The sequence below is a fragment of the Paenibacillus allorhizoplanae genome, from assembly GCF_927798215.1.
Lineage (GTDB): Bacteria > Bacillota > Bacilli > Paenibacillales > NBRC-103111 > Paenibacillus_E > Paenibacillus_E allorhizoplanae.
Window position 1 is genome coordinate 134,110 of the sequence record NZ_CAKMMW010000015.1, and the last position, 21,114, is coordinate 155,223.

19 protein-coding genes are annotated in these 21,114 nt (G+C 46.2%); 3 read left to right on the top strand and 16 right to left on the bottom strand.

Annotated elements, in window-relative coordinates:
* Positions 1–22: 22 nt before the first annotated feature.
* The 14 genes from L6I86_RS22520 to L6I86_RS22585 all read right to left on the bottom strand — a co-directional run bounded on the left by L6I86_RS22520 (position 23) and on the right by L6I86_RS22585 (position 15,223).
* Positions 23–1,387 carry an ABC transporter substrate-binding protein gene (locus L6I86_RS22520; protein ID WP_236290685.1) on the bottom strand — a complete coding sequence of 455 codons (1,365 nt, stop codon included), beginning with the start codon at positions 1,385–1,387 and terminating at the stop codon, positions 23–25.
* A 547-nt stretch (positions 1,388–1,934) separates the two neighbouring features.
* Complete coding sequence (locus tag L6I86_RS22525; RefSeq protein ID WP_236290686.1) at positions 1,935–3,188, bottom strand: MFS transporter; 1,254 nt, start codon at positions 3,186–3,188, stop codon at positions 1,935–1,937.
* A 4-nt stretch (positions 3,189–3,192) separates the two neighbouring features.
* Entirely contained in the window at positions 3,193–3,807 is a 615-nt protein-coding gene (locus L6I86_RS22530; RefSeq protein ID WP_236290687.1) for a nitroreductase family protein, read from the bottom strand.
* 34 nt (positions 3,808–3,841) lie between these two features.
* A complete protein-coding gene (locus L6I86_RS22535) occupies positions 3,842–4,894 on the bottom strand; it encodes an ABC transporter substrate-binding protein (RefSeq protein ID WP_236290688.1) in 1,053 nt (350 codons plus the stop codon).
* A gap of 45 nt (positions 4,895–4,939) precedes the next feature.
* On the bottom strand, positions 4,940–5,275 hold the full coding sequence (locus tag L6I86_RS22540) for a 4Fe-4S dicluster domain-containing protein (RefSeq protein ID WP_171634581.1): 336 nt from the start codon (positions 5,273–5,275) through the stop codon (positions 4,940–4,942).
* Positions 5,272–6,876, bottom strand: a complete 1,605-nt coding sequence (locus L6I86_RS22545) for an FAD-dependent oxidoreductase (RefSeq protein ID WP_056623326.1) — start codon at positions 6,874–6,876, stop codon at positions 5,272–5,274. Before L6I86_RS22545 ends, L6I86_RS22540 begins: the two co-directional genes overlap by 4 nt.
* A 178-nt stretch (positions 6,877–7,054) precedes the next feature.
* Complete coding sequence (locus L6I86_RS22550) at positions 7,055–7,396, bottom strand: 4Fe-4S dicluster domain-containing protein (protein WP_236290689.1); 342 nt, start codon at positions 7,394–7,396, stop codon at positions 7,055–7,057.
* A complete protein-coding gene (locus L6I86_RS22555; RefSeq protein ID WP_236290690.1) occupies positions 7,393–8,988 on the bottom strand; it encodes an FAD-dependent oxidoreductase in 1,596 nt (531 codons plus the stop codon). The genes L6I86_RS22550 and L6I86_RS22555 overlap by 4 nt, the downstream gene beginning before the upstream one ends.
* A gap of 22 nt (positions 8,989–9,010) precedes the next feature.
* Positions 9,011–9,868, bottom strand: coding sequence for an ABC transporter permease (locus L6I86_RS22560; RefSeq protein ID WP_056623317.1), 858 nt, complete (start codon positions 9,866–9,868; stop codon positions 9,011–9,013).
* Positions 9,869–9,909: 41 nt separating this feature from the next.
* Positions 9,910–10,722, bottom strand: a complete 813-nt coding sequence (locus L6I86_RS22565; RefSeq protein WP_236290691.1) for an ABC transporter permease — start codon at positions 10,720–10,722, stop codon at positions 9,910–9,912.
* A gap of 22 nt (positions 10,723–10,744) precedes the next feature.
* Positions 10,745–11,521 (bottom strand): ABC transporter ATP-binding protein, encoded by a 777-nt coding sequence (locus tag L6I86_RS22570; RefSeq protein WP_056623312.1) that lies wholly within the window; start codon positions 11,519–11,521, stop codon positions 10,745–10,747.
* 304 nt (positions 11,522–11,825) lie between these two features.
* Positions 11,826–12,494: a hypothetical protein gene (locus tag L6I86_RS22575; protein ID WP_056623309.1), complete on the bottom strand. Its 669-nt coding sequence runs from the start codon at positions 12,492–12,494 to the stop codon at positions 11,826–11,828.
* Positions 12,495–12,646: 152 nt separating this feature from the next.
* Positions 12,647–13,990 (bottom strand): ArsB/NhaD family transporter, encoded by a 1,344-nt coding sequence (locus L6I86_RS22580; protein WP_236290692.1) that lies wholly within the window; start codon positions 13,988–13,990, stop codon positions 12,647–12,649.
* Positions 13,991–14,374: 384 nt separating this feature from the next.
* Entirely contained in the window at positions 14,375–15,223 is an 849-nt protein-coding gene (locus tag L6I86_RS22585; RefSeq protein WP_420851915.1) for a DUF2935 domain-containing protein, read from the bottom strand.
* Positions 15,224–15,650: 427 nt separating this feature from the next.
* On the opposite strand from L6I86_RS22585, the gene L6I86_RS22590 reads away from it, so the two are divergent.
* From L6I86_RS22590 to L6I86_RS22600, 3 genes are all read left to right on the top strand, one after another.
* On the top strand, positions 15,651–15,983 hold the full coding sequence (locus L6I86_RS22590) for a PadR family transcriptional regulator (RefSeq protein ID WP_236290693.1): 333 nt from the start codon (positions 15,651–15,653) through the stop codon (positions 15,981–15,983).
* On the top strand, positions 15,980–17,311 hold the full coding sequence (locus L6I86_RS22595) for an FtsW/RodA/SpoVE family cell cycle protein (RefSeq protein WP_236290694.1): 1,332 nt from the start codon (positions 15,980–15,982) through the stop codon (positions 17,309–17,311). The genes L6I86_RS22590 and L6I86_RS22595 overlap by 4 nt, the downstream gene beginning before the upstream one ends.
* A 108-nt stretch (positions 17,312–17,419) precedes the next feature.
* Complete coding sequence (locus L6I86_RS22600; protein WP_236290726.1) at positions 17,420–17,950, top strand: hypothetical protein; 531 nt, start codon at positions 17,420–17,422, stop codon at positions 17,948–17,950.
* Positions 17,951–18,210: 260 nt separating this feature from the next.
* Here L6I86_RS22600 and L6I86_RS22605 read toward each other — a convergent pair whose 3' ends face one another.
* Both L6I86_RS22605 and L6I86_RS22610 read right to left on the bottom strand, forming a co-directional pair.
* The gene (locus tag L6I86_RS22605) at positions 18,211–19,671 is read right to left on the bottom strand and encodes a sulfatase family protein (protein ID WP_236290695.1); all 1,461 of its coding nucleotides are present in this window, start codon (positions 19,669–19,671) and stop codon (positions 18,211–18,213) included.
* 19 nt (positions 19,672–19,690) lie between these two features.
* Positions 19,691–21,058, bottom strand: a complete 1,368-nt coding sequence (locus L6I86_RS22610) for a glycoside hydrolase family 27 protein (RefSeq protein ID WP_236290696.1) — start codon at positions 21,056–21,058, stop codon at positions 19,691–19,693.
* Between the last annotated feature and the right edge of the window lie 56 nt (positions 21,059–21,114).

Sequence of the window (21,114 nt, forward strand, 5' to 3'; positions counted from 1 at the left end):
CGTCTCACTTATCTGGAATTGCTTACTTCTTCTGCTGTGCTAGGACGTCTGCGTACGCTTTATCAATTGTCGTAACGGCTTCTGCGATAGACGCATCAATGTTTCTTTTGCCGATCGTGACATCTTCAAACATTTTGTTCACAGCATCTGACATTTGCGGGAAGATCGGCGTGATTGGACGCGGTCTGCCGTACTTCTGATTTTGAATCACGAAGATATTCTTCGGATACTCATTCAGCTCTGGGAACGCCTTCGCAGAAGAATATCGGGATGGGATATCCTTTGTCATGCCTGCATACGTTTTCTGTCCTTCTTCCCCAGTTACCCAGTTTATAAACTTCCAAGCTTCATCTGAGTGCTTGCTTTTCGCGGAAATACCCAGCGCCCAGCTGCCGTTGGCTACCGCTTGTGTGGTTCCTTTTGGCAATGGTGCAATATCATAGTCTTCGCCCAACTTGAAATTAGGGAATTTCTCCTTCAAATTAGCCAAGGACCACGAGCCGTCAATCGTAATGGCCAACTTACCATTCGGGAACGGATCCGGTGGATACTCCAGCGCAGATACTTTATCTTTGTTATACAGATCGGAGAAGAACTGTACGGCTTTTTTCGTTTGTGGGGAATCTAGGAAGCCTTTGGACGTTTTACCGTCTGGGCTCATGATCTCGCCACCGAGTTGCCAAATGATTGGATACTTGAAATATGCTGTACCGCCTGCGTTACCAAAGCCCTGCGCTGGATCGATACCGAAGATCCCGTTCGCTGGATCGTTCACTTTCTTTGCAGCTTCCAATACTTGATCCCATGTCCACGGCTCATCTGGGTTTTTGGAAGGAAGCGGAATACCTTTCGCTTGGAAAAGTTTCTTGTTATAGAACATCGCAATAGAAGACTCGGTCAGCGGTGCCATGTAGATTTCATTTTGATACGTATAAGTAGCTAATGTTGATTTCGGAATATCCTCCATATTGCCATCTGTCTTGAAGTACGTCGTCAGCGGTTTAAGTGCTCCCGCGTTGGCATACGAACCGACGGTTGGCGCATCTAACGCCATGATGTCCGGCGGACTTCCGGAAGCGATGGATACACGTAATTTTGTGTCATAATCCGAGTATGGAATCGGTGTCATTTCCACGGAAATATTCGGATACTTTTGCATAAAAGAGGCTACTAACTTGTCGTAAGCCGCATTCTCTGTATCATTCCCCGAGTTTCTCCAAAATGTAAGTTTTACTTTTTCTTCTTTTTTCACGGCTGTGTCTGTTTGGTTTGGTACGGATGACGAAGATGTGCTTGCCGTGCTTCCACTATCACTTTGGGAAGAACATCCCGCCAACAAGCCACCAACTACGATAGCGCTTACGACTGTTTGACTGAGCTTTTTCATACGATTGTTGCCCCTCTCAATACTCTATTGTTGTTCTTGTCATCATCTTATCAAAGGGGACGAAACATTAAATTCAAAATGCTCTGCTTCTAACTTATAAAATTATCATGCCTTGAGGGGAAAGTAAAAGGGATGTAGGAGAAGTTTTGTGAAACACAACCATTCTATAGTTCCACAAAACCTTCTATCGAACGGGATTTCAGACGGTGTTGGGGGCGTTTGTAGGCTCGGAGGGACACGTAAGTTACTATTTTATATTAACTGGAAAATATGTAGCTATTTATGATAAATTCCTTCGAAAACCCGATTTAACTGGAAAATATGTATTTAAAATCACCTCTATATGTTCAAATTAGCTAAACTATATTAAATTAACTGCATATTTTCCATTTATTAAGTATTTGATCAGAAAACACCAAGATATAACTGTATAAAATCCATCTATTTGACTGGGGCACCGTATATTTACGATACATATAGCCTCCTTATCATGAACTTCTACATTCTTATGCGGCAAAAAAACGAGCCCCAAAGGGCTCGCTTCGTTTTAATTTGTAGTTGTCGACACGCGCGTCACGGCTTGAGTCACTTCCATCTCTGCCTTCCGCGATTGGTAGCTTCCAATATGAAAAGCTTGCCAGCAGCTAACGGCAAAGACGAGCATAGCGGTAATGAACCAGCCACGAATGCCGAAATGAGCGACGATAACGCCTCCCAGAAGCGGTCCTGTTAGGCAACCTAGGAACATCCATGAGTTCACCATGGCGAAGGTCTGCCCCTCCATCCCCTTGCGGACTAAACCTCGCACCTGGGCTTGAATGTTGGGCATCATACCCGCTACGCACAAGCCGAGTGTAAACCGACAAGCAAGGATGAGCGGATAGAAGTGGGTCACAGCTTGCACGATACAAAGGAGAAACGCAGTGCTGGTCGCTATTTTGAGCAACAACAAAGGTCCTACACGATCGGAGAGCATGCCCAGCAACGGGGAGAAAACGATAACGGCGAGAGAGGTCGCCGATAAGGTGATACCGAGCAGCCACTGATCGTTGAGAAAGGCGAGCGTATGCGTGGATTGCCGCACGTAGTAGGGGATAATTGGATTCGTCCCGACTAGTGCGAAATTAATGCATAGGGCACTAAGCAGCAATGAGGGGAGCGGCTTCATCCGCCAGATTTGCTTCCAGTCCGTTAGCAAGGTGCTCCGTTCCATTTTAGATACAACAGGTGCACGGGGACCTTCTTTGACAAAGCAAAGTACGCTGACGGTCGCAAGTAAAATACACACACTCATTGCTGGATAGGCGCCTCGAACCGAGTAAAATGTAAGCAAAGAGGACGCAATCAATGGTCCGATTAGCGATCCGGTCTCGCCCATCATTTGCATGGTGCCAGCCGAAACGCCAACCTTATTCTTGGCAGCGCCGATCAAGATCAGCACCATGGTGAATGGCAGGATGCCGGTGAAGCACCCCTGTGCCAATCGCAGCAGTGCCAACTGCCAAGGCTCGGTGACAAGTGACATGCAAGCCGTAACGAGGGTCATCCCAAATCCAGACCATAGCATCACTGGCTTACGCCCGTAGCGATCTCCGATGCGCCCAAGGAAAGGCATGAGCAGCATCATGATCATGAAATTGGCCGAGAATATGGCACCTGACCATATGTAAAGCGAATCCCCACTCACATGCCCAACATCCTGAAGGAAGCTGGGCAAGAGGGGAACGAACATGCCGTGCGCGGTTGATACAAGCAATTGCACAGAGAGCAACGCTGCAAATTGCCGATTCCACGAGTCCATCGAACTAGAAAGAGCCTTCGATGATGCTCTCGCTCAATGCGCGTCGTCCATTCGGCAACTCACGCTGCTGAAAGTCCTCGGCCAACGTTTCAGGTGCTCCACGGTAACCCAAAGCAATCACGGCATGAAGCTCATACTCCGCTGGAACTTGAAGGACTTCACGTGCCTTTTCTCTGTCATAGCCGCCAACTGCTCGTGTAGCTAGACCTAACAAGTTCGCTTGAAAAGCAATGGATGCCCAAGCTGCACCTGCATCAAACGCATGTGCGCCACTAGGTTCACCATCCTGACGGAACTTGTTAGACAAGATCAGCAACAGCACTGGAGCATGCTTCGTCCACAATTGATTGTTCGGCTTAATGAACGATTGAAACTTCTGTTTCTGCTCCTCTGTTTGGGCGACTACGAATCGCCACGGCTGTAGATTCGAGCTGGAAGGCGCCCAGCGAGCAGCCTCCAGGATCGTGTACAAGGTCTCATGCGTTACTTCTTTCTCTTCAAAAGCACGCGACGACCAACGGTTCAGAAACAGCGGATGAACAGGATAATCCGCCTTACGATTGGCCTCCACTTCAGGGGTTAAAACAGCTTGATTATCGACTTGTGCTGATACAGTCATCTTATCATTTCCTTTCCGAATAGGCGTGTTGCCTTTATTTAAGTAACCACTGATTCAGATCAAAATCCTTCTCTGCCAGCTTCTCGTCAACCAAGAATTTCTTCGTTCCATCAAGCAGCTTCACACCATCATCCTTAAAATTAACATCTTTAATCGTCTCAATCGGTGTAACCTTCTTGTTCAATTCCGGCGTGAACCCATTTAACTGAGATAAGAATTGGTAATATTCATCTGGCTTGGATTGTAAATCCTTGAGCGCTTTCTCCCTAGCTGCATTCCACACCTTCGGGAAATCAGGGAACTTCTTTAGATAGTCCTCGGACACAACTGTAAGGCTGCCTCCGATTAAATTCGGATGCTTGGTGGCATCATCAATCAATGGGAACCCATTCTCAATTTGTTTCAGAGCAAAGATCGCACTATTCGTCATCGCGTCCACTTCGCCACGTGACAATGCTGCTTCACCATCAGGGCGCAGCATATGGATGAACTTCACGTCGGGTACATTTTGTTCTTTCACAAGGCCGGCAATATAGCGGTGCATGAAGGAGCCTTTTTGAATTGCGATCGTTTTACCTTTCAAATCGGCAATCGTCGTCGGTCCACCTTTTTTACCAATCAAGTAACCTATATTGTCTGTTGTGTTCTGGGTTATCGCTCTCGTCTTCGCTCCCGTCGAACGAGCAAGCATCGCTGGCGTATCGCCCAAACTGCCGAAATCCAGTCTGCCGCTGATTAACGACTCGCTTTGATCAGGTCCGTTCGGGAAAGCTACCGGCTTAATTTCGGTGATGCCGTATTTTTTGAGCTCCTCTTGGATAATGCCTTTGTACAAGCCCCAACCCTCAGCTCCACCCGGGAAATTCAACTTGTTCGTCCCAATGTATCCGTAATTGATCACTGCTGGTGGTTGTACCTTGGCTGCTCCGCCACTTGTCGCTGCTGCACTAGCACCTGCCGTCTTGGCACCTCCATCGGAATTGCCACAAGCCGCTAACAAAGCGACCATAGCTGCTAACATCATAACCAAATGTGTGGTACGGAAAAGTCCGAATCCCCTTTTACTCATTTTCTGTCTCTCTATCATCTTTCATTCTCCTTTCAAATTGACCACAAGAGGGTATCCACTGTCTTACCCGATAGAAGTTAGTTTCGCTAATTCATACATATAAGGATGTTCGGCAACTGGTTTACGCCCTTTCCCCCAGCCTACTTTCTCCCGATAACCACCAAAGAATCCTTGTTCATCTAAGCTCTCTTCGCTGACATGCATCGGTCCTTCTGCATCTGGCGCTACATAGAGAGCATCCGCTGGGCAGTACAGTTCGCACATGAAGCAGGTCTGGCAGTCACTTTGCCGAGCAATGACCGGAATCCCATTTTCCACACGATCAAATACATTCGTCGGGCATACCGACACGCAGAGGTTGCATTCTACACATTTGGACTCGCTGACTAACTCAATCATGGGGTAACAGCCTCCTTGTTCACTTCAGCCTTTTTCGTCCATACCTGATCCAAACCTCCGCTAATTAAGCGGTACCCTTGCGCAGCATCAGTCTCTGGGAAATCCTCACGCTTATGCATCCCTCTTGTTTCAGTACGCTCGCGTGCCGTGTTATACATAAGACGGGCTGTAGCTGTCATAGCTGCCGCTTCACGATGACGAACACCTGCAATATCTAGCGTCGTCACACGTTCACGCAAGTCGTTCCAAAGTCCATCCAGACGATTGATGGAGCCTTCCAACCCTTTCTGCGTACGGAACAAATTGCGGTCATATGGCATGACTTCCTCTTGTACCGCTTGAATGGCTTCGCCTGTTTTGCTTAAAATCTGACCCGATCCCGACTTCGTGAACGTTGTCGTTGAGACGCTTTTAAGTGTACGATTATCCGCTTTATCTCCAAGATCCTTGGCAAATTTCGCAGCACCTTCCCCTGCAAATGAACCGGAAGACATCGCCCAAGCCGCATTATGGCTGCCACCTCCTGTGAAACCTCCACAGATCAGCTCACGCGTTGCAGCATCGCCAGCTGCATATAAACCTGGAACAATGGTTGAACATTGCTCATCCACAATGCGAATACCGCCAGTTCCACGCACCGTGCCTTCTAAGCGAAGGGTAACAGGGAATTTATCTTTGAACGGATCAATGCCAAGTCGGTCGAAAGGCAAGAAGAAATTCGTTTGATTCACACGCAGTAAAGGACGAATCTCTTCCGGCGCTTGATCCAAGCTGGCGTATACCTGACGGCCTTGCAGCAAATTCCGCGCAATGATCGAGCGGCCACGTTGTGACCCTGCGCCTTCTACAATAGAGCCATCTTCGTGGTAGAAGGAGGCGTAGCGGTAATAGGCTGTTTTAGTTACGGAAGAGAACGTCGGGCAGATCGCATAGGCATTCGAGAATTCCATCCCAGAGAAATCAGCGCCGGCCTCAGCAGCCAATAGATAGCCATCCCCGGTTAACACGTTCGTACCTAATGCTTTGCTCAAAAATGCACAACCGCCTGTCGCAATCACTACCGCTCCTGCTCGCACCGTCCAGGTCTGCCCGCTCTGCGTTCTCACGCCAGTCGCACCGCCAACGCCATGCTCATCGGCAAGCAATTCGAGCACAGGACTGTGATCGAGGATGCGCACGCCAGCTTTTTGAACCAGTTTGCGCATTAGCTTCATATATTCAGGCCCTTGCAAACCGCGCTTATACGGATCGCCGATATCATCCTTCGGAAACGGATACCCCAGGGAGCCTAGCTTGTTCATGTTCTCATAGGTTCGATCGAGCACGCGATTCATCCAAGGAACCTCCGCCAGCTTACCGCCCAACAGATAGCGACTCGCTCTGGCTTCTTCTCGCAGCTTCTCGTCCGGCTTGACATACCAAACCCCTGTACCCGATGGTGCCGTTGCTCCACTCGTTCCACAATAGCCTTTATCCACCAAGATTACCTTGGAGCCATTCGTTGCAGCCGTTAAGGCCGCCCACGTTCCCGCAGGACCTCCGCCAATTACCAACACATCCGCAATAAGCCCCAAATCATTATCTTCCAAAACCTTTGCCATCTACATGACCTCCTCTAATATGAAAATAAAAAGAGGCATCCCTTATGTAGGAACGCCTCCGTGTGTACGGTTGGACAGGGTATGCAATTGTATGTCGACAAAACCAAGTTGTTTACTAAGATTAAACACATAGTAGCACCGTATTTCAAACCCGTCAATACTATTTATTACGAATAGCTTATCGTCTTGAAGGTAAAATGCGATCTATAAAAGGTGTTGTGTCCAACTCCGCCAACGTTGTTCGCCCCTTACCCCAGCCGAGTGTTTCTCGCCAGCTGCCCAGCAGATTGGCCTCTACCAACTCCGCTTCTGTCGGCACTTCCTCCAAAGGAGATTCAAACGGAGATACATACAACGCATCAACGGGGCAATACGCTTCACAAATAAAACAAGTCTGGCAATCTTCCTGCCTTGCAATGCTCGGAATGCCATCAATCCCTTTATCAAATACGTTGGTCGGACACACCTTCACGCAAAGCGTGCATCCCACACACCGTTCCGTACTTACGAATTCAATCATCGTGCCACAACCTCCTGATCCGCCGCCAGCTCTGTGCGCAGCTCAATCTCATCAATGCCAGAGACAATCAGGCGGTACTGCTGCGCAGGATCTGTTTCCGGATACTCCTCAAGCGAATGCAAGCCCCGCGTCTCCTTGCGTGCGAGAGCAGCGGTGTACATCCACCTCGCCGTCGCAATCATCCCTGCGACTTCACGTGCGCGAACCCGCCCCTGCACCGACAGGGGCACGGCTGTCCCCCGCAAGCTCGCCCACAGATCGTCCAATCGCGCCAGCGATTGACGGATCACGGGCTCACTGCGGAAATAATTGATGTCCAGCGGGAAGACCTCCCGCTGGACTGCCTCTACCAAGCCCCCCGCATCGAGGATGCGATCGGGGGCTGCATCAGGATCGACCAGGCCGTAACGGCCTGCTGGTCGCAAATCCCTAGCGCTGCGCCCCAGCGTCAGCGCATGCTTCGCAGCTCCGGCACCGGCCCATGTGCCGGAGGAGATCGCCCAGGAGGCGTTGAATGCGCCTCCGCCTGACTTGGCACCCGTGACACGTTCACGGGTGGCCGCATCGCCGGCGGCATAAAGGCCCGGCACCGTTGAGGCGCAGCTCTCATCGGTAAGGCGGATGCCGCCTGTCCCGCGAACGGTTCCCTCATAGCGAAGCGTGAGCGGGAACCGCTCTGTGAAGGGATCGATGCCTGCGCGATCCAGCGGCACGAAGAAAATCGCATGCGATTTACGCAGGATTTGCTGCTTTTCTTCCGTATCCGCGTGGTTTAGCACTGCGTACACGGGGCCTTTGCTCAGCATTTTCGGCAGAAAATCGCCCGCTCTCGGGCCTCCGCCTTGCAGTACCGTGCCATCCTCTGAGGTATAGGTAGCCCAGTTCAGCAAGCGGCCACGAGTCACCGTACCGAAAGCCGCACTTGGCGCATACTGGCGCGTAAACTCCATGCCAGATAGCTCGGCACCGAGCTCCGTCGCCATCAGAACACCCTCTCCAGTTAGGACGTTACAACCCAACCCCTTGCTTAGAAAAGCACATCCACCTGTTGCAATCACGACAGCATTCGCTCGGATTTCCCATTCGGAATCATCTAAGCGTGAAATGCCTCGAGCTCCTCCAACTCCATGCTCATCGACGAGCAGTTCTAAAGCTGGCGATTGATCAAGGATCTTCACACCTGCCCGACTGACCTGACGACGCATTAGCTTCATGTACTCTGGTCCCTGCAAGTGATCACGCAAAGGAACACCCTGCTCATCACGGCGAAACGGATAGCCCCACTTCTCCACTAACAGTAAGCTTTCATACACTTGATCAAGCACACGGTGGATCCACGCAGGCTCTGCCAAGTACCCACTTTCTTTGTAGCGCTGCTGGACTGCCTTCTCTCTCCGTTCAGAATCTGGCGGCAGGTACAACAAATTCGTGCCTCCAGGTGCCGTAGCTCCGCTCGATCCTAGGAATCCTTTGTCTACGAGGATGACCTTCGCATGCTGCTGGGCTGCGCTCCAAGCTGCCCATGCCCCGGCAGGACCTCCACCGATGACTAAGACATCGGCGTCTAATTTCGTAATTTTGCCCGAGCTCATCGCAATCCCTCCTTGATGTTTCCTAGCCTTGGAAGCTGTCACGCCAGCTCAGCCATCTTCTTTCTAGCCACCGTACAAGTGAATCCACAAGTTTCCCGATCACTGCAAAAATGATGACCCCAACGAATATAAGCTCAGCGCTTGAATTTTGTTTACCATAGTTAATGAGGAAACCAATTCCTTCCTGTGACCCGATCAATTCAGCTACAACGAGGCCCAGCCAAGAAATCGCTACAGATAGGCGTAAACCTAACAGAATGCCAGGCAAAGCGGCCGGGAGGATCAAGCGAAAAATTTGCTTCGACTTGCTGAAATTCAGCACTTTAGCGACCTCGAATAATTTGTGATCCACATTCCGAATGCCGAGAAAGGTATAAATATACATAGGGAAAAAAGCCCCATTCGCAATGATCACGATTTTCGAAACCTCGCCGAAACCGAACCAAAGTATGATTAACGGGGCAATCGCGAGATGTGGAATCATGCGCAGCATTTGAAAGGAAGGATCCAGCATGAACTCCAGCTTTTGAACAAAACCAACTAAAAAGCCAAAGAGCAGCCCGATGGATCCTCCAATTAGAAAACCTATGACAGCTCGTTGCAAAGAAATCGACAGATGCTGGGTCAGCTCACCAGAAGCGATTAATGAACGAAACTCAGCGGCAATTTGCAACGGAGTTGGTAAATAGGATGGTGAAAACAGCCCCAAATCCCCTGATACTTGCCAAATGACAAGGAGTAATAATGGCACGACCGCACCGATGACGAAATCGTTCACTCTCTCCCACAACCATTTGATCCGAACAAACTCTAGCTTCTGTATTTTCGATTTCTCCATGCCTTGCGTAGCTTGGCTTAGTGCCTCGACACGATTGCTCATCCCTTCTCCCCCTTAGCTTTGTGCGTATATCCCTTTAATGATCAGTGCCCTTTATAGCTGTCTTGCCAGCTAAGCCATTTGCGTTCAAGCAGCCTCACAGCGGAGTCTGCAACAATACCGAAAACGGCAAATATGAGAATACCAACGAACACAACAGGTGTTTTGGAAAATTGGCGCGCATCCGACATCATATACCCGATCCCTGCGGTCGATCCCATTAATTCAGCTACAACAAGTCCAAGCCATGACACACCTAATGAGATCCGAACGCCTAGTAAAATATGAGGCATTGCTCCGGGAATCGTTAACCGGATGATTTGCTTCCATTTACTAAACCCTAACACACGTGTCACATCGAAAAGTTTGTTATCCACGCCTCGAATACCCAAGAAAGCATTGATATAAAGTGGAAAAAAAGCCCCTTTGGCAATAAGCAGAACCTTTGCCGTTTCACCAATTCCAAACCATAAAATAAACAAGGGGGCGATCGCCAAGTGAGGCACCATGCGAAGCATTTGGACCGTGGGATCTAGCGCTTTCTCCGTTCTACGGAATAAACCAACGAGAATGCCGAAGGCAAGGCCCAAAGAACCACCAAGCAGGAAACCTGAAAGTGCGCGGAGGACACTAATTTTAATATTGTCATAGAGCTCACCCGTTTGAATGAGTCGAATGCCCGCGTTCATAATGCGAAGCGGTGTTGGGAATAGCAACGATGAAATAATACCCAAATGGCCTAGAAGCTGCCAAGTAAGCAGTACGAGTATAGGTACCAAAGCGCCAAGAAGCACGCGATTAACTCGTTGCTTGTATCTCTGTTGATCAACACCTACCAATTGTCCTTGTTGGCTCATTGAGATCTCTCCCCCCTTCTCCTTAAATGCCGGAACTATCTATTAATTCTAGCTCTTCAATTTTCTCGAATTCACTAAGTACCTTAAGCCGCAACTCCTGAAAAGACGTCGTCGTCTTCTTTCTCGGAATCGGCAGATCGATGGGTACAATGTTCCTTATGGCGCCAGGCCGCGGTTTGAGGATCACGACCCGATTGGCTAAATAGATTGCTTCATCAATATCATGCGTGACGAAAATCATCGTCGTTTTATTTTTTTGCCAAATATCAATCAACACTTCCTGCATGTGCGTTCGTGTAAAAGCATCTAGAGCACCGAACGGCTCATCAAGCAGCAGCACTTTCGGATTACGAAGCAAGGCTCTCGCTATGGCAACACGTTGAGCCATTCCACCAGAAAGCTCTTTCGGGAACGACTTCTGAAAGCCTTCCAGGCGGACGAGTTTAATTAGTTCATCCACTTTCTTGCGCACTTCAGGGTCTCTGAGCGAAAGGTCAGCGGCGATATTCTTCTCGACATTCAACCACGGAAACAGCCTTGGCTCTTGGAAAATGAAGCCCTTGTCAATGCCAGGTCCCTGTATCACCTGACCGCCCAGTTGAACCTCGCCGGTATGCGTAACATCCAGTCCAGCAATGATTTTGAGCAGCGTGCTTTTGCCGCAGCCGCTGGGTCCTATGACTGTAATAAATTCCCCTTCTTTCACTTGCAATTGAATATTGTGCAAGGCTTGAACAGACCCTTTACTGGACTGAAAAGTTTTGTTCACATGCTCGAGTTTCAACAACGGTTGGCTCATCAGGTTCAACTCCTCTTTTAAATGAAAAAAAGACACTTTTCTCCCTAAAGAGAATAGCGTCTCCGTTCATACGGTGGTCACATTTCTAGAGTACCACTCTGGATGAAACTTAGTCAACCATAATTTATTATATTCCTATAAGTTTTATCGGATATAAAAGTTTATTCGTCTAGTTACTCCCCCAAACGATCCAGCCCTTACTGTCATAAGATAAGGTGTGCGAATGCATTATTCAACCTTTTTTTTCGATCGACCTTCTCCCAGAAGGTCGTTTTTTTATACCCGCAGCAATACACTTCTTCAATCAAGGTGTGTACACCGTTTTTAAATGCTGCAGATTCCAAATGACTTTATCTCCATTGGCATTAATCAATTCTACGGAACCATTCTCCACTTTGTGAAGTAAGCCTATTTTTTTCGTGTTATCTCCAAAATCAAAAACGACTAGGTTTCCTTTCAGTTTTTCACATTGTCCTTCAAAGGTTCTTGATAAGGATACGTTGATAGGATTCAAAGGTAGTGATTGATTATTTAGCGAGTACGGCGTGAGGTGAGCATGATAAGGAATTAACCATTTCAAGTGGTTCATAGACACAAATATGGCTTTATAGACAGGGGAGTAAAAGACAAAATAGTCATTCATAATACTAGTTAAATAGCCATGTATCGTTTTGTTGCCCGTTACATAAATCTCGACAAATCGACCCTTTGCATTATTTAATATCTTTCGAAATGAGAGGCTATCCTCTTGATAATCAATTGGCATTTCATCAGATATGAGCTCAGTTTCCATTCTGGACTCTGAATTCAATCTAACATTCTGTACGTTTACTAAGGGGATATAATAGAACTGTTGTTTATTAACCACAACCATAATATCAAGCCCTAAATCAATTATTTTACCCATACAGTTATTATTCCCAGAAATTTCAACAATCACTTGTTGACCAACAAATTGTTGAAGCACACGCATACGAATAACCTCCAGTTATCATCATATCTGCCGAATGAGAAAAACTTCTATCGAAGTACTTCGAGGATGAGCGACCGCGTTTCAAAGGTGGTTTTTATCGCCAATAAGAATTTGTTCTTCCGAGCCTCGGAAACTAATAAATTCTTATGTGGTTAAAAAATCCAGGATACCCAGAATGCTAGAATAACTAACGTAAAAATAAGAGTAATTGGAATGACTGTAATTGTCACCTTTAGGTACTCGGCCCAGCTCAATTTTACTTTCCCTTTCTTGATAATGTGCATCCACATGATAGTTGCAAGCGTCCCAATCGGTAAAATAAGGGAACCCATATCACTGCCGATAACACCAGCTAGATAAGAAATTTTTAAGGTAAGCGGGTCAAGACCCATGTTCGTCAAAGTTAACGTTCCTACCATTAATGCAGGATGATTGTTAAATAAATTCGATAATATGGTAAGTAGAACTCCCATCATTAGGCTTGCATCAAGTAAACTGCCCGAAACAAGTGGTTGCATAAGCTGGATAAGCATTTGGGTTAATCCGATATTATGCAAACCATATATAATCACATACATACTGAAGGCAAAAACCAGTATATACCAAGGCATTTTTCTAATCATATCTGTAGGCGCAATTTTCAAATAATACCAACGCCAGCCCAGCAGGAAGGTAGAACCGATAACAGCCATTAATGGAACTGGAAAATGAATGAAAGAGGCAACAAATAGGCTTATTCGAACGCTGAATACGAAGATTAAGATATTCCGCATGAATTTAGTTCGATTCTCTATCGGAATCGGTGACGAAATATCTTGCAGTGGATGTGTTTGGTGTAAGGCTCCTACTTTAATTGGTGCTAGTTTGCGAGGTAATACGCGATAAAAACTGAAAAATAGAAGGAGTGTAAGGAGTACAAGACCAAGTGAAGCAGGGACAAACATCATCGCTGTTTGCATATAGAGGTCCATATGAACAATTTTTAGCGCAATTAAATTGACAATATTACTTACACCAATTGGTGCGCTAGAAGCTGTTGCAACTAAAGCGCCGGAGAGTAAATAAGGAATTTTTTGATGGTTTTTAAGGCCTAATTGATGTAGCAGCATAAGTAAGATCGGTGTTGTAATTAATATACTACCGTCGTTGTTTACAAAAAGGGTCATCAGAAAACAAAATAAATTCGTGTACCAGAAAAGACGTATTCCTGATCCTTTCGCTCGTTCTAGGAGCTTCTCTGCAGCCCAATTAAAAAAACCAAAGCTCTCCAAAACAATCGCCATAACAATCGTTGCCATAATGGTTACTGCTGCTCCACCTATGGTTTCAGTTATTTTACCCACGTCATGTATAGTAACACTACCGCTTAGAAGGACAAATATGGCGCCGACGGTTGCGGGAATAGATTCATTTACATTTGGACGAAAGATAATAAAAGCAATGGTGCATATAAACGACAATATGGTGATAGGAATCATGAAATCTTGCAGCATCATAATTCAACCTCTTTTCGATAAGGTAAAATAAGGTCTTAACGAAGATCTTATTTATCCACTTTTAACAGATCTCTCTAGTGAACAAAAATCGCTTATAAGTTACGGTTTTCTAGTTATTCCTCCCTCCATGATAGATGTCTTATCGTTTCATTAGCATAATATGTTCCTAAAACATAGTGGGGACTAGTTGTTTATACTATTTCTATAATAATTCCACTAATAGCACTGTATATTGACCTAGTAGTAGAAACTGGAGACAACTGCTTGCTAAAGCCATTGTCGCGAATCTATCACATCCTTGTCCCTTCTGAAGGAGTGCCTACGCAAAGTAAAAAGCCACTTGCTTCAGCAAGTGACTTTTTGACCTAGGATGTCCCCATAGATTTAATGACCCAGATGCTCCTCCCGCATCCCCATGACTGGATTGCCCGTTAAGCACTGCTCGAACATATCAATGATCGCTAAGAAGCGTTCCGCCTCCCGGAACACGTGATCCGCCAACAAGGGATGGATAATGCTCTTGATTTTGCAAGCCTCAATTAAATCGCGGGCTGTCTTTTTGAAATCACGCAGGGCAACGACGGAGACACGATTCTGGTCAAGGAACTGATCCAATAGCGGTTCGGTTTGGGATTGAGGCCTCATCCCGCTTAAATCAATAGCTTGAAAGAGAAGTTGGTCAAAATCATGACTAAAATTCCTTGCTTGTTCTACTAACTGACGTTCGGATGGGTCCAGTAGATGACCAATAAATTTGGCGTGATCCGCCATGATGCGCAAGAAGAATATATTTTCATCAATAATCGCGTCGGGTAACGGTTCTAATCGTCCTGTGTTTAATTCGTGTAATCGGTTGCGAAAATAGTTAGCTTCACGGCTCGTATGGTCGACTAGTAAGGGGAAGTTGTTACCACCAGGCAGCTTGCATTGAATGATGAGCCCGAGAACTTTTCGTTTGAACGCCCAAATATGTGCAGCTGCCGAAGACACTTCCGTATTGAATCGTCGAATTTGTTCTGGGTCTGTCAACTCGTTATACGCGTGGGCTCGACCCTCGATATGCTCAAAAATATGATAATAATGATTCGCTTCTTGAATCAACGTCGTATCCTCACATCGAAAACCCAGTTTGAGAAACAAGGAATGTTCCTTCATAATTCGCGACCAGAACCGTACCTCATCTAATGAACGCATCACGAACTCATTTGACAATTTAGGCACTCTCCTCACCATGATGTTCTCCTATTCCAAGTATAGTGAGCAGATGTCGTACATATGCTACTTCAACCTCAATTAGGACAACTCGATGAATTCAGACTCCAACATCACTTCAATTGGTTTGCTTCCACAGTTATTTCTGTAGGGATGTGAGGGAAATAAAAAAAAGTGACCCACAGCAACGGGCTGAGGGTCTAAGTTTATATATTTAAAAAGGGGGTCGAGGTTTATTATAGGCTACTTATATTAATGCCAGATGAAGATAAGATTTCAATTATATTACAATTACTAACTAGCATTTAAGACAACGCGGTCGGTCTAACCATAATTTCACTGATGAGTGTGTCATCGGTAGCGATATATTGCCAATGCCTTCCTTTTGTTTTATATTATACATAGATAACCGATGCATCGTAATCCGATAGTAAATAAGGAGCCAACAATGAAAATCAATAAAGAGCTCATGAAAGGAAGCACCGTCATTCTGATTCTTACCCTTTTGGAACGGAAAGACATGTACGGCTATGAGATGACCAAAGAGATGGAGAAGCATTCCGATGGCGTATTTACATTAAAGGAGGGTACGCTCTATCCCATTTTGCATACGCTTGAATCTGAGGGCTATGTTGAAGCTTATTGGGATGAGAAAGAGGGACGGAAACGTAAAAATTATCGCATAACGAAGGCAGGCAAAGGCGAACTCAAAGTGAAGAAACAAGAATGGTCGCTTTTTCGCAATACGGTGGATCGTGTTCTTGGGGAGGGCGGCGTATGAGTAGCTTTCGCCAGCATGAGGAGATCACTACGTTCTTGAAACAGGTTTGTCGCGAAATTAAAGCAAAAGAAGTCCATTCAGAAGTTCGTCTGGAGCTTGAGAGTCATTTGCAGGAATTAATTGAGGAAAAACTAAGTAGTGGGTTCGATTTGGATGCAGCCGTTAAGGAATCTATTTCTCAAATGGGGACGCCTGATGTGATCGGGCAGCAGTTTCATCTTGCCCATCGTCCTCGTTTTAACTGGGGGCTGCTTGCTGTCGTCGTAACTCTTATGGGGATCGGATTGGTAGCGATATTCTCTGCTCAAGCCGCCAACTATCGTCAAAATTTCACTTCACTTGCTATGAAACAAGTTATGTTTTTTAGCATAGGCTCATGCTTAATGCTGTTGATCGGCTTCAGTAACTATCGTAAATTAGCTGGGTACTCATGGGGGCTCTATATCGGCACAATAACGCTACTCAGCTATGTCCTACTATCTGGAGAGATGATGAATGGCATTAGAGGTTACGTTAGGTTTGGACTTATCCAACTGAATATCCCTGCGCTCTCCCCCTACTTGCTACTCATCGCTTTAGCTGGAATTTGGAGTAAACCACAGAGAACCATGTCGAACGAATCCTCTCTACGAGCGTTCATTCGAAAGTGTTGGATCAACGTAGGAACTGTCTGGCTTCCAAGTACACTCCTTTTATTTACACATGCTATCAATAATTTCGTACTATTTTTTATCGGATGCTTGACCCTGCTACTGGTTTTGCGAAAAAAGCGAGCCATTCTCGCTGTGCATTGTGGTCTAGTTGCTGCTGCATTTGGCTTATTCGTACTCCAATTAAGCTATCAAGCCGATCGTCTTTACGCATTTTTACACCCTAATCAAGATCCGCTAGGTATGAATTACGTGCTGACTCAATCCAAATTAGCTATACAATCTGCTGGTTGGTGGGGATATGGCTTTGGTGCTCCGCTAAGTAGACTGCCTGCGCTTCAATCCGAGATGATGTTCCCTTTCCTCATCTATTGTTTCGGCTGGGGGGCTGGAATTGCCCTAGTCATGATGATAGCCCTGTTCGTCCAGCAGACCGTTAACGTTTCTCGGAAGGTGAAAGACCCATATGGAAAAGCCATCGTATCTGCCCTATTGGCTGTGTTTACAACGCAGTTTACGTGGAGCATGCTCATGTCAATCGGTCTAGCGCCATATAGTACATTTCAACTCCCATTCATTAGCTATAGTGGATTACTTGCTATTCTTCAATTTGTATCCATCGGTCTCATGCTTAGTGTATATCGACGTAAAGACCTCGGCACTTACCAGATGACATAGAGGTGTAGCTCGCACCTCTTTTTCACCCACTCAGCAACTATCCCTTACCAATTTGTCCTACAGACATATACATAAGAGAAAAGACCTATGGGGAGGTTCTGTGTGACTATGAAGTCAGACCGTCTCACGATCATTATTGAAAAAGGGAAAAAACGTATCATTACGCAATCGCCGATTCATGGCATCGATAGACTGGTATTCGTTATCAACCATCAATTTACGAATGCCCCGAACACGACGCAACTCGCAAGTGGTGCAGGCCGCAGCAGCGCTGCTGGCAGTAACGCCGCTATTAAATCACCGCACAGTCAGCAACAGCAAAGCGTTGGAGCAGGAGGCAAAGCGAAGAACAGAATAGCGAAAGGCGCTAAAGGCAAGTTATCTGGTGTTGGCAGTAAACAATTAGCCAAGACCCGTCGTAAAGGCAAAGAAATCATCGTCGTCATTAACGATCAAATCGTGAGGCTCCCCAAACATGCAGCGAATGCTTCGGCTACCCAGGTGGCAAGCGGCGCTGGCAAGTACAGCACGAGTGGGACCAACTCCGCCATCGAAAGTCCGGGTACGAAGCAGCAGGATGCCGTCGGAGGGAATGGGAAGGCTTCTAACACATTGGCTAGCAAGCGAAGGAAGAAATAGTAGCGTGCTTTTGAGGCACCGTTGTTGGATGAACTGAGTGCTTGTCGTTATCCACCTCGAAGAAAATAATAACACAGACCGCGATAAGGATAGGACTAGTAAAGGATAGGACTAGTTGACCGTTTCAATCCCACTGTTCCCTTGCCTCGGTTTCTTCTGTAAGTCTTACTAGGCATTCTTTTTCTTCCTTATTATGCCATTTTACAGCAAAAAAAAGAGCCGCCGCGCACCGCAAGGCAAGCTCCATATGTGTTTGTTAGCTAGTGTCCAGATTGCAGAAAAGCATCCTTTTTGAGCTTCACCTCATAACGCGGTTTTCGTAATCTGTAAAGAAATTCATCGATTGCTTTTATATGATCCTGAACGACTGATTGTAACGAAACTTCATAGGCCAAATTCTCCGTTTCATCCGGATCATTATTCATATCATACAAAACATAGCGCTGCTCGGGTTCTTCTAGGTTGTACTGAATGAACTTCCAGCGAGCCGAACGTGCCATAACCTGCATAGGTATGCTATCTACACTTTTTAACCCCTGAACACTAAATGTAAATTGTTTTCCTGTTTGATCTTCATTTTTGTTATCGCTATAAGTTACGTAACTGGATAAATCATCACCGGATATGTGGTTCGATAAGTGATCTTGAGTGCCCGTCAGGCCTGCCAGCGTCGGAAACAAATCTACATGATTAATCAGCTTGTCGTTTACTTCACCGGCAGGAACAATTCCTGGCATCCGGATAATGAGTGGAATACGAGCGGAGGAATCGTACATCTGATTTTTGAGCCACAGTCCTTTTTCACCCGCCATATCTCCATGATCGGAGAAGTACACAACCAAGGTGTTCTCCGTTAGTTCAAGTTCGTCAAGTGTATTAAGCAGCTGATTAACGTTATGGTCCATCCAGCTAATACTGCTGTAATATCTCGCTCGCGCCAATCGGTTCATCTTCTCCGTATTTTGAAACCACCCGGCCTGCTCCGCCATTTTATAAACAACTGCATTTCGCTCCAATTCACTAGGAACGCTCTCCGGCAGGTCAATCTTTGCAGGGTCGTACATGTAATAATATTCTTTTGGTGTATTCCAATACCAATGCGGCTGAACGAACGAAACGTGCAAGAAGAACTTGTCTGATTGATGCGCCTTCAAGTATTGAACCGCCTCTTTCAGCATAATGGCATCCGTCTCTAACGACTCATCGTTAACTACTTTACCATGCAGCCGTGAAGATTGTTTCTCGCCAGAACGCTTATCCGTCATGGAATCAAAAATAAGTTTGTCGTCAGGATCGAATTGTGGCGGATTGGCTGCTCTTTGCGCTTTTATTTCCTCTGAAATATCCTCTGTACTGTATCTGTAATCATAGCCGTAATCGTAAGACTCATGATTGGTGTGCATTTTCCCAATACTAGCTGTCGTATAACCATGCTCCTTAAAATGATGCGCCCATGTTTGGTTACGTTTATCAAAAACATGTGCGTTGCTGAGTTGGCCATGCTCCATGGGGTATTGCCCTGTGATAAAGCTTTGCCGTGTAGGGGCACAGATGGGATAAGCACAATAAGCTTTCGAAAAAAGCGTCCCCTCGCTAGCTAGCCGGTCCAGACCTGGGGTACGAATGATGGGGTGGTTCGCGCAACCCATGATTTTGGCATTATGCTCATCCGACGTTATAACTAGAATATTCCATTTCTCTCGTTCTGCTGTATCGGACATTCTTATCCATTCCTTTCCTTTACAAGGTACTAGCTACCTCATTCCATCCAATAAATTGCAAAAACAATACCCCATTGGCATCGATCTGCGTTTCTATTTTCGTTCCATCGTAGTACATAGTAGGTTCTTTCCAAATATTCCGTAAATGATAAGCAGGCGAATGCCACAATGAGAGCTCTTGCAGCGATATCTCAACAGATTTCGGCTCTTCGGATCGGTTAAACACCCCTAGCCATCCTTCAGTGAGACTATCCCTTTTCTGAGTAGACCAAACCTCGATATCTTCTTTTTGATAAACTCTATGTCCCATGACGCCGTTTTGATTGCATGCAATCATATCCGGGTTCGTAAGCAATTCAAACGAAAACTCATCGGTTGTGGGAAGTGCTCCTCCCATGAACAAAGGAGAGGCAGCAAGAGCTCTCATGGTGATAAATGTCAGCATTTGGCTGCGGTTTAATCCGCTCATTCGTTCGCTTCCTTTACCACTAAAAAGTTCTTCCTGATGAGAAACAATAGATTCCGTGTGTTGTTGGTCGTTAGGTCTCCAAACAGTAAGGTGCCCGAAAGGAATCATATCCATATCCAGCCAAAAGCCATCTTTACGAACATCGTTAAATTCCAGCCACTTGTCGAATGCTTTGTCGATATCATGTTGATTGTCCCATACATCTTTGGTCGTCCTCAGCATATTAGCCATGCTATACGTATCCATCCGTTCACCAGTCGTCTGGCCACCAGGTGAAAGGCTCAGTACGATATCGCGGTCGCATTGCTCAATCGCTTTCACGATCGCTTCTATTTCGCGAGGAAATCCGGTAATATCATCCGCTTTTATGAAATCTACGCCCCAATCAGCGAGCTGTCCAATCCAAGAATTATAAAATTCTTGTGCACCGGGTCTATCCATATCGACACCGTAGTTATAGTGGCACCATTTACAGATATCCGAAGTATTAGCAATATCGGCTGCGCGATACGGTGTACCGTAAATCGGCAGGTTCATCTCGACAGATTTACGTGAAATTCCTCGCATGATATGTATACCGAATTTGAGACCAAGTTCATGTGTGCGGTCAATCAGTGGCTGCAACCCGTTGGGAAAGTAACAATGCGACGGCAAATACCTTCCGTATTCGTCTACCCTTACATCAAGAGCATGCTTAACTGTTGGGAAGCTTTGACCTGGTGCAATCTCATACTCTGCAAACCAGCCGTTGTCGACGACGAAATACTCATAACCAGCGTCCTTCAATCGTTCGGCCATAACTTCCAGGTTTTCGAGCAGCACCTTCTCGGATGCCGCGCATCCGTAACAATCAAAGCTATTCCAACCCATAGGAGGGACAGGTGTTAAGGCGTGCTGGTTCTTTCGTAATGTTTCCAAGTGAAATAGCTCCTTTGCTCTTACAGGTTAGATTTATAAAAAACTCTCCCCCTGAC